7 protein-coding genes and 1 riboswitch are annotated in these 10,057 nt (G+C 75.3%); of the genes, 4 read left to right on the top strand and 3 right to left on the bottom strand.

What is annotated here, in order from left to right; all coding sequences use genetic code 11:
* Positions 1-509: 509 nt before the first annotated feature.
* The 4 genes from AB0E83_RS33825 (at position 510) to AB0E83_RS33810 (ending at position 6,057) form a co-directional block, all read left to right on the top strand.
* Positions 510-1,952: an MFS transporter gene (locus AB0E83_RS33825; RefSeq protein ID WP_362120392.1), complete on the top strand. Its 1,443-nt coding sequence runs from the start codon at positions 510-512 to the stop codon at positions 1,950-1,952.
* A gap of 175 nt (positions 1,953-2,127) precedes the next feature.
* Positions 2,128-3,312: an L-2-hydroxyglutarate oxidase gene (lhgO, locus tag AB0E83_RS33820; protein WP_362120391.1), complete on the top strand. Its 1,185-nt coding sequence runs from the start codon at positions 2,128-2,130 to the stop codon at positions 3,310-3,312.
* A gap of 462 nt (positions 3,313-3,774) precedes the next feature.
* The gene (gene trmB / locus AB0E83_RS33815) at positions 3,775-4,494 is read left to right on the top strand and encodes a tRNA (guanosine(46)-N7)-methyltransferase TrmB (RefSeq protein WP_362120396.1); all 720 of its coding nucleotides are present in this window, start codon (positions 3,775-3,777) and stop codon (positions 4,492-4,494) included.
* Positions 4,495-4,605: 111 nt separating this feature from the next.
* Entirely contained in the window at positions 4,606-6,057 is a 1,452-nt protein-coding gene (locus tag AB0E83_RS33810; protein WP_362120394.1) for a PrsW family intramembrane metalloprotease, read from the top strand.
* On the opposite strand, the gene AB0E83_RS33805 is transcribed toward AB0E83_RS33810, so the two are convergent.
* The 3 genes from AB0E83_RS33805 to AB0E83_RS33795 form a co-directional block, all read right to left on the bottom strand.
* Entirely contained in the window at positions 6,054-7,007 is a 954-nt protein-coding gene (locus AB0E83_RS33805) for an aldo/keto reductase (RefSeq protein ID WP_362120389.1), read from the bottom strand. The genes AB0E83_RS33810 and AB0E83_RS33805 overlap by 4 nt on opposite strands.
* 77 nt (positions 7,008-7,084) lie before the next feature.
* Positions 7,085-8,278, bottom strand: coding sequence for a M23 family metallopeptidase (locus AB0E83_RS33800; protein ID WP_362120387.1), 1,194 nt, complete (start codon positions 8,276-8,278; stop codon positions 7,085-7,087).
* Positions 8,279-8,289: 11 nt separating this feature from the next.
* Positions 8,290-8,441, bottom strand: a riboswitch (cyclic di-AMP (ydaO/yuaA leader).
* Positions 8,442-8,662: 221 nt separating this feature from the next.
* The gene (locus AB0E83_RS33795) at positions 8,663-9,769 is read right to left on the bottom strand and encodes a PP2C family protein-serine/threonine phosphatase (protein ID WP_362120393.1); all 1,107 of its coding nucleotides are present in this window, start codon (positions 9,767-9,769) and stop codon (positions 8,663-8,665) included.
* Positions 9,770-10,057: the final 288 nt, after the last annotated feature.

Below are 10,057 nucleotides of genomic sequence, written 5' to 3'. Positions count from 1 at the left end.
ACGACGTCGGGCCCGTCACCCTGTGTACATGAGCCACGAAGCCGCCTCCGCCCCCCCCCCCCGGCCCGGCCCCCCCCCCCCCCCCCCCCCCCCCCCCCGGCCCCCCCCCCCCGGGGGGGGGCCCGGTGGCGGGGGGGCCGGGTGGCGACCCGCCTCCCGGAGCCGTCCGCCGCCCGCGGGGAATGGGGCGGCGGTGTCCCCCGGCCCACCGGTGCGGGACCCGGCGCCCGACGGGGCGCCGCCTCCCGGCCGGACGGGCCGACCCACGCAGCACTCATGGAAACGCCCCCGCCCCGGGAGCGGCGAGAGCGCACGGCCGGGCGCACGGCCACACGGGCGGAGCACGACCCGGCGGGCGGGCGCCCCCGGTCGGCTGTTCACACAACAATCTCGCCATACGGAACTCCGCCCCTTAACGGTGGGGATGCGGCGAACTACGCTGTGCTTACGAATGCCGCACGCCTATGCCCGGCGGCGCGGCGGCCGTCTGGATGTCGAGGGGTGGCGTCATGTCCAGGGAGCAACGCGGGCCGAACGAGAAGCTCGGCGCCGTTCTCGCCCTCGCGGGAATCAGCAACGCCGGCCTCGCCCGGCGCGTCAACGACCTCGGCGCGCAGCGCGGTCTGACGCTTCGTTACGACAAGACCTCGGTGGCCCGCTGGGTCTCCAAGGGGATGGTGCCGCAGGGCGCCGCCCCGCACCTGATCGCCGCCGCGATCGGACAGAAGCTGGGCCGGCCCGTGCCGCTGCACGAGATCGGGCTCGCGGACGCCGACCCGGCGCCCGAGGTGGGCCTCGCCTTCCCCCGGGACGTGGGCGAGGCGGTCCGCGCCGCCACCGACCTCTACCGGCTGGATCTCGCCGGCCGGCGGGCCGGCGGGGGCGGGATCTGGCAGTCGCTGGCCGGTTCCTTCTCGGTCAGCGCCTACGCGACGCCGGCCTCCCGGTGGCTGATCACCCCCGCCGACCCGTCGGTGGAGCGGGAGGCCGGACGGCCGGGCGGCGGGCCGGGACCGGACGGGACCGGGGAGCACGTGCGCGTGGGCCACAGCGACGTCGCCAAGCTGCGCGAGGCCGCCGAGGACGCCCGCAAGTGGGACTCCAAGTACGGCGGCGGGGACTGGCGTTCCTCGATGGTGCCCGAGTGCTTAAGGGTGGACGCGGCGCCGCTGCTGCTCGGCTCGTACTCCGACGAGGTCGGCCGGGCCCTCTTCGGGGCGACGGCCGAACTGACCCGGCTGGCCGGGTGGATGGCCTTCGACACCGGGCAGCAGGAGGCCGCCCAGCGGTACTACATCCAGGCCCTGCGGCTCGCCCGCGCCGCGGCCGACGTGCCGCTCGGCGGCTACGTCCTGGCCTCGATGTCCCTCCAGGCCACCTACCGGGGCTTCGCCGACGAGGGCGTGGACCTCGCGCAGGCCGCGCTCGAACGGAACCGGGGGCTCGCCACCGCCCGCACCATGTCCTTCTTCCGGCTCGTCGAGGCCCGCGCCCACGCCAAGGCCGGCGACGGGCCCGCCGCGGCGGGGGCGCTGAAGTCCGCCGAGGGGTGGCTGGAGCGCTCCCGGGAGGGCGACACCGATCCCACGTGGCTGGGCTTCTACTCGTACGACCGGTTCTGCGCGGACGCCGCCGAGTGCTACCGGGACCTCAGGATGCCGCGCGAGGTGCGGCGCTTCACCGAGCAGGCGCTGTCCCGGCCCACCGAGGAGTTCGTCCGCTCGCACGGGCTGCGGCTCGTCGTCTCGGCCGTCGCCGAGCTGGAGTCCGGCAACCTCGACGCGGCCTGCGCGGCGGGCACGCGCGCGGTGGAGGTGGCCGGCCGGATCTCCTCCGCGCGGACCACGGAGTACGTACGGGACCTGCTGCACCGCCTGGAGCCGTACGGGCACGAGCCGCGGGTCATGGAGCTGCGGGAACGGGCCCGGCCGCTCCTGGTCGCGCCGGCGTGACCACCGGCCCGGCCACCGGCCCGGCCGGGTGACGGCGTGACGGAAGTGACGGCGTGCGCCCGCGCGCCGCGGCGGCGTGCCGGGGCGCGCGGGAGCGTGACGCGCGTCCCACGGGATGGGCGTTTAGCGGGAATGCCGGCGGGCCAGTGCACTATCAGGGGTGGGAGGTGGCGCTGTGTTCGACTGTGACGTGCTGGTGATCGGCGGCGGGATCGTCGGTCTGTCGACGGCGTACGCGATCCAGCGCGCCGCCCCCGGCACCCGCGTCGCCGTCCTGGAGAAGGAGGAGGGGCCCGCCCGCCACCAGACCGGGCGCAACAGCGGGGTCATCCACAGCGGCATCTACTACCGGCCCGGCTCCCTGAAGGCGCGGTTCGCCGTCGAGGGCGCCGCGGAGATGGTCAAGTTCTGCGCGGAGTGGGACATTCCGCACGAGGTGACGGGCAAGCTCGTCGTCGCCACCGCGCGCGAGGAGCTGCCCCGGCTGCACGCCCTGGTCCAGCGCGGGCGGGAGAACGGCATCCCGGTGCGCGAGCTCGGCGCGGCGCAGATCGCCGAGTACGAGCCCCGCGTGCGGGGGCTCGCCGCGATCCACGTCGGCACCACCGGCATCGTCGACTACAAGTGGGTCGCTCTGCGGCTCGCCGAGTCCTCCGGGGCCGAGATCCTGTACGGCGCGGAGGTCACCGCGATCGACCGGCGCCCGTGGGGCGTCGCCGTCCGGACCGCCGACCAGCGGATCGTGCGCGGCAAGGTCCTGGTGAACTGCGCGGGGCTGCACTGCGACCGGATCGCGCGGCTCGCCGGGGACGAGCCGGGCATGCGGATCGTCCCCTTCCGGGGCGAGTACTACGAGCTGGCCGACCCCTCCTCGGTGCGGGGCCTGGTCTACCCGGTGCCGGACCCCGCCTTCCCGTTCCTCGGCGTGCACCTCACGCGCGGCATCGACGGCGGCGTCCACATCGGGCCGAACGCGGTGCTGGCGCTGGCGCGCGAGGGGTACGGCTGGGGGGTCGTCCGCCCCGGCGAACTCGCCGGCACGCTCGCGTGGCCCGGGTCCTGGACCATCGCGCGCCGGCACTGGCGGTACGGGGCGGGCGAACTGCACCGCTCCCTGTCGAAGCGGGCCTTCACGGAGGCGGTGCGCAGGCTGCTGCCGGGGGTCGACGAGGCGGATCTGCGGCCGGTGGCGGCGGGGGTGCGGGCGCAGGCGGTGCTGCGGGACGGGACGCTGGTGGACGACTTCCTCATCCGGGAGGGAGTGCGGGCGGTGCACGTCCTGAACGCGCCTTCGCCTGCGGCGACGGCGTCGCTGCCCATCGGGCGCGAGATCGCCCGCCGGGCGCTGACCCTCCTGTAGGCGGCGCCTCCACCGCCGCCCCCTTGTACGGGCCGCGCGCCCCGCCGTCCCGTACGGGCTGCGCCCGCCGTCCCGTGTGGGCTGCGCCCCGGCGTCCCTGTGGGCCGCGCCCCGCCGTCCCTGTGGGCAATCGTCCCGCTGGGGCGGGACGGGTGGGCACAGGGACGGCGCCCCCTGCCGGGCCAAGGCTTTCCGGGCCTGAACCCGCACCCGGTGCGCGGCGCACCTGTGGTGCGGGTCCAGGCCCGGTCGCGGAGGCACCGCTGAGGGTGCCGTTTCGTTGTGCCCACCCGTTCCGCCCCAGCGGAACGCCTGCCCACAACGAAACGGCGGCGCAGCCCGCAACGGAGCGGTGCGGTGGCATCGCGGACGGCCCCGCAGGCGCGGGCGCCGTACGATGGGGGCATTGTGTCTGAGCAGCATGAGAACCGCACCGAGCCCGCCGCGCGCCGCGGCAGTCGTATGTTCGCGCCCGGCGAGGGACCCTCGCCGGACCCCGCGGGGGCGCACTTCGAGCGGCGGATCCGGAGTTTCCAGCCGCGCCGGAGCCGGGTGACGGCCGGGCAGGCCGAGGCGATGCTGAAGCGGTGGCCGGACTGGGGTCTGGACATCGACGGCAAGCGGGTGCTGGACCTGCGGGAGATGTTCGGCGGGCTGCCGGTCGTCCTGGAGATCGGCTTCGGGATGGGCGAGGCGACCGCGCAGATGGCCGCCGCCGACCCCGGCACCGGCATCCTCGCCGTCGACGTGCACACGCCCGGCCAGGGCAACCTCCTCGGGCTCGCGGACCGGGGCGGGCTGACCAACGTCCGGGTCGCCAACGGCGACGCGATCATCCTGCTGCGCGAGATGCTCGACCCGGCCGCCCTCGACGGCTGCCGCGTCTACTTCCCGGACCCGTGGCCCAAGAAGCGGCACCACAAGCGGCGGCTCATCCAGCCCGAGTTCCTGACGCTGCTCGCGACCCGGCTGAAGCCGGGCGGGATCCTGCACTGCGCCACGGACTGGGAGCCGTACGCGGAGCAGATGCTGGAGGTGCTGTCCGCGCATCCCGACTTCGAGAACACGGTCCCCGAGGGCGGTTACGCCCCCCGTCCCGCCTTCCGGCCGCTGACCCGGTTCGAGGGGCAGGGCCTGGACAAGGGGCACGTCGTGCACGACCTGCTCTTCCGCCGGAAGTGACCTCTCGGAAGTGACCTCCCGGAAGTGACCTCCCGGAAGTGACCTCCGTCCTCGGGTAACCCCGTCGCCCCTGTCGGTGCGGGTCGTTAGGGTCGGTCCGTGACGCACCCCATGCCGCCACCCCAGCCCGAACCCCCGACCGAGTCGCCGGCCGAGCTCCCGGCCGAGTCCCGGACCGGCCCGCCACCCGGGTCCCTGTCCCTGCCGGCCCAGGCCGGGCCGCCGGCCGTCGAGGCGACCGGTCACGCCGCCGATCACGCCGACGTGCCCGCTCGGGAGGGCGACGAGCCGTCGTTCGCCGTGGCCGCGGACCGGAGCCAGTGGCGGTACCGGCCGCGGCGGGCCTTCTGGCGGAGCCGGATCGTGCGGGCCGTCGCCCTGATCACCCTGCTCGCGCTCTGCGCCCTGGTGATCCTGGCGCTGGTGCGGGAGCAGACCGGCACGGAGGGCTTCCTCGTCGGGCTCGGGCTCGCGGTGCTTCCCGTACCGCTGCTCATGGCCGCGTTCCGGTGGCTCGACCGGGTCGAGCCGGGGCCGTGGAAGAACCTGCTCTTCGCCTTCGCGTGGGGCGCGTTCGCCGCCGCCCTGGTCGCGATCCTGGCGAACACCTTCGCCGTCCGCTGGATCGCCACCGCGACCGCCGACCCGAACTCCGCCGACGACCTCGGCGCCACCGTGATCGCCCCGGTGGTGGAGGAGTCCGCGAAGGCCGCCGCGATCCTGCTGCTCTTCCTCTTCCGGCGGCGGGACTTCCGGAGCCTGGTCGACGGGGTGGTGATCGCCGGTTTCACCGCGACCGGCTTCGCGTTCACCGAGAACATCCTCTACCTGGGCAACGCCTTCGGCGAGGACCAGGACCTCGGCGACGGCGGCATCGGCGCGGTCACCGCCGGCACCTTCTTCGTCCGGGTCGTGATGTCGCCGTTCGCGCACCCGCTCTTCACCGTGCTCACCGGCATCGGCTTCGGCCTGGCCGCGCTCGCCCCGCGCGGCAGGCGGCAGAGGCCGCGGAAGGTGCTGCTGCCGCTCGCCGGACTGCTGCTCGCGATGGGCGTCCACGCGCTGTGGAACGGCTCCGCGACCTTCGGCGGCCCGCTCGCCTTCTACGCCGTGTACGCGATGTTCATGGTCCCGGCCTTCGGGCTGCTGACCTGGCTCGCGATCTGGAGCCGGCAGAAGGAGCTGCGCACCATCGCCGCCGTGCTCCCGGCGTACGCGGCGGCCGGCTGGCTCTCCCCGGAGGAGCCGCTGGCGCTCTCCTCGATGCGGGCCCGCCGCACCGCGCGCCAGGTGGCGTCCCGTACGTACGGCAAGGTGGGGGCGCGGACGGTCGGCGAGTACGAGTCCTTCGCCACCACCCTCGCCTTCCTGCGCGAGCGGGCCCGGCGGGGCACGGTCCCGGTGCCGGACTTCGCCGCCCGCGAGCAGGAGCTGCTGCACCACCTGTGGCAGCGCAGGGCGACGGCCGCGCCCGCGCTCTCGTACGCGGCGCGGGCCACCGGCCGGGTGTGGGTGCCGCCGCAGTACCTCGACTACGGCGGCTACAACCCCTACAAGGGTTAGGCCGTCTCGGAGGCGGCCGTGAGGCGGGCGGTCTCGTCGTCCGTCAGGGTCAGACCGGCGACCGCGACCAGGGCCGGCAGCTGCTCGACCGTGCGGGCCGAGGCGATCGGAGCGGCGACCGTGGGGCGGGAGGCGAGCCAGGCGAGGGCGACGGTCGCCGGCTCGGCGCCGTGGGCCTCGGCGACCTCGTCGAGGGCGGCGAGCACGGCCTGGCCGCGCGCGGTCCCGGCGAGGGCGGAGGCGCGGGGGGCGCGGACGCTCTCGACGGTCCGGCCGGGCCGGTACTTGCCGGTGAGGAAGCCGGACGCGAGGCCGAAGTACGGGACGGCGGCGAGGCCCGCGCCGGCGACGGCGTCGAGGAGCGGGCCCTCGTACTTCTCGCGGGCGACGAGGTTGTACTCGGGCTGGAGCGCCACGTACCGGGCGAGCCCCTCGGCCTCGGCGAAGTCGAGGGAGGCCCGCAGCCGCTCCGGGGAGATGTTGGAGGCGGCGACGGCCCGCACCTTGCCCTCCTTCACCAGCTGGTCGAGGGCGGTGACGATCTCCTCCACCGGCACCGACTCGTCGTCGAAGTGCGTGTAGAAGAGGTCGATGTGGTCGGTGCCGAGGCGGCGCAGGGACTCCTCGGCGCCGGCCTTGATGGTGGGGGCGGACAGGCCCTTGAAGCGGGAGTGGGCGCCGACCTTGGTGGCGACGACGATGTCGGAGCGGTTGCCGCGGGAGGCCAGCCAGCGGCCGATGATCGTCTCGGACTCGCCGCCCTCGTTGCCCTCGACCCACTCCGAGTAGACGTCGGCGGTGTCCACGAAGTTGCCGCCGGCGGCGGCGTAGGCGTCGAGGACGGCGAAGGACTGCCGCTCGTCGGCGCTCCAGCCGAAGACGTTGCCGCCGAGGGCGAGCGGGAAGACGCGCAGATCGGAGGTGCCCAGCGGGCGCAGAGGTGAGGTCATGAGGTGATCAACCCCCTGCGCCGCCGGGCGTATTCCGGCCGGGGAGCCTGAACCCCGGCCGGAAGGCACGGGGCCCGTCAGACGGTCAGGCCCTTGGAGCGCAGCCACTCCGCCGGGTCGATGCCCGAGCCGTCGGGGGTGTGGACCTCCATGTGGAGGTGGGGGCCGGTGACGTTGCCGGTGGCGCCGACGCGGCCGATGGTCTCGCCGGTGGTGACGGTCTGGCCGGCGGCGACGGTCATGGAGGAGAGGTGGCAGTACCAGATCTCGGTGCCGTCCTCCAGCTCCAGGACGATCCGGTAGCCGTACGAACCGGACCAGCCGGCGGACGTGATGGTGCCGCCGTGCACCGCCTTGAGCGGGGTGCCGGTGGGGGCGGCGAAGTCGAGGCCGGTGTGGTAGCCGGAGGACCACATCGAACCGGACTGCATGTAGGTGGAGGTGAGCGTGTACGAGGAGAGCGGCATGGAGTAGCTGGCGGCCAGCCGGGCGAGCCGCTCGGCCTCCGCCTTCTCCGCGGCGATGCGCTCGGCCTCGGCCTTCTCGGCGGCGAGGCGCTCCGCCTCCGCCTTGGCCTTCGCCTCGGCCTCGGCCTTCGCGGCGGCCTCCGCCTTGGCGGCGGCGTCCGCGGCGGCCTTCTCCGCGGCGGCCTTCTCGGCGGCCAGCTTCTCGGCGTCGACGGCGGCCTGCTGCTGCTGTTCGGCCTGCTGGAGGATGCGGGCGCGCAGGGCCTCGCCGGCGTCGGCGGCGGAGGCGGTGCGCTCCTCGGCGGCGGTGGAGGCGGTGTCGGCCGGGGCGGTGTACGTGATCGAGGTCAGCGGCTTCGCGGCCGCGCCGCCCGCGGCGACCGGCGCGGAGTCCCGGGCCGGGGCGGTCTCCTGCTCGCCGCCGGGGAGGAGGTCGCCGACGCCGGGGAGGTCGTGGGCGTCCGGCAGGCCGAGGTCGGGAAGGTCCGGGAGGGAGATCGCGACCGGGGCCTTCTCCTGCGCGGTGGCGAGGCCGCCGGCGCCGACGGCGGCGATGACGCCGACGCCGAGGACGGTGGAGGAGCGGGCGAAGTTGGAGCGCTGCTTCACGACCCGGTGCCGGCCGCCGGAGCGGCTCTCGGCGCGCAGGGAGCCCTCGGTGGGGTTCCACTCGCCGGGCGCGGGGGTGAAGGACGCGGTCTCGTACGCGTCCGGCGCGGAGCCGGCCGGGTCGTCCGCTCCGAAGGCACCCGGGCCTCCGAAGGGCTCGAAGGGGGCTCCGGGTACGGGGGTGTTGGACGCCACGGAGGCGCGCTCCTTTCCTTCCTTCTCGCCTACCGGGTTAGCTGACGGGTTCGGAGCAGGAAGGTCTCCTACGGGCGTGTTCGCACGGGGGAGGTGCGAGGGGCCCGATTCACCCCAAGGGATGGTTCCCCGGTTCCCTTTCGGGATTCGGCACGTGCGCACGGAGCCGTCTCTTGCGACGGCTGGGACGACCGCGCTGCGTTATCGAACGTTAATAGACACGGTGCTCCGATTCCAAGCCGTTCCCCTTGATCATTCATCGAATTGGCAGGGATTCGCCCGAGTTGACCCCCCTTCAGTGCGCCACCGGCAAACCCCGGGAATCTGACCTTGTGTCAATTGTTATCACTGTGACACCCCGCGAGCACGGACGGTGACCGGACCTCAGGAGGGGGCCGGTCCCGGCGGCACCACCGGCATCGTCCGCCGCCGCTCCGGGGCCCCGGCCGCCGGCCGGCTGACCGCGAGCAGCGCCATGTCGTCCGTCGAACCGCCGCCCGTGTGCCGCCGCACGTCGTCGACGAGCGCGTCGAGCAGTTCCTCCGGCCCCGGGAAGACCGCCCCGGCGAGCCGGGCCGCCGGGTCGTAGAAGACGCCGTGCGCGTTCCGCGCCTCCGACACGCCGTCCGTGTAGAAGAGCAGGGTCGCGCCCGGCGGGTACGGCCGCTCGTCCGCCCGGTCCGGCCAGACGGACAGCTCGCCCATCCCGAGCGGCAGCGCCGGCTCGGCCGGTTCGACCGTCTCCAGGCGCCCGTCCCCGTACAGCAGCAGCGGCGGCGGATGCCCCCGGTTCACCAGGCGGACGCGCCCGCCCGCCCGCGGGACCTCCGCCAGCACCGCCGTGGTGAACCCCTCGAAGGCGTCGAGCCCCTCGCGCCGGGCCCCCTCGCGGGTGAGGGCCCGCTCCAGGCGCCGCGCCACCCCCTCCAGCGTCGCCTCCTGCTCGGCCGCCTCCCGGAAGGCGCCGATGACCACGGCCACCGCCTCCACCGCGTCCATCCCCTTGCCCCGCACGTCCCCCACCACGAGCCGCACCCCGTGCGGGGTGTCCTGCACCGCGAACAGGTCCCCGCCGATGAACGCGTCGGCCTGCGCCGCCTCGTACCGCGCCGCGCACTGGAGCCCCCCGATCCGCTCCGCCGGCACGGGCAGCACCGCCCGCTGCGCCGCCTCCGCGATCACCCGCGCCGACGCGAGGCGCTCCCCGCTGCGCCGCACCACCAGGTTGATCACCATCGCCAGCGCGGAGACCGTCACCACGGTCAGCGTCTCGGTGAGCGAGGGCACGTCCCGGAGCGTGCCGTTGTACGCGTGCAGCCCGATCGAGGCGAGGATCGCGGCGAGCCCGGTCAGCAGGGTGGTGAGCCGGGAGAAGAACGGGGCGGCGACCAGCGGGGCGGCGGAGAAGAGCGGCGAGGCGGTGTACGCGGCCGGGGTGGACAGGTCGAAGGCGATCCCGCCCGCGATGATCAGCGGCGGCAGCGCCCGCAGGAACCTCCGGGTCCCCCCGTACGGGGCGGTCGGGGCCTGCGGGGCGCCCCCGTACGGCCCCCGGTGCGCGACGGCGCGGACGGTACGGCCGACGGGCCGCCCGCCCCGCCGCCCACCGCCCGCCGCTCCCCGAGGGTGCGCCACCTGAACACTCCTGACCAGTCGAGGCCCGCCGCCGGGCCGTGCGCCCCCGGGCCGGGACCCGCGACCGCACTCCCTCCAGGGTCCCCGGCCGGGCGCCGGGCGGCGACCGGCGGGGGTCCGACCGGCTGACCCGCCGGGCCCGGG

This window comes from Streptomyces sp. NPDC035033 (assembly GCF_040636735.1).
Taxonomy (GTDB): Bacteria; Actinomycetota; Actinomycetes; order Streptomycetales; family Streptomycetaceae; genus Streptomyces.
Note: the sequence above shows the minus strand (reverse complement) of the source record. Positions and strands in the feature narration are given on the sequence as shown.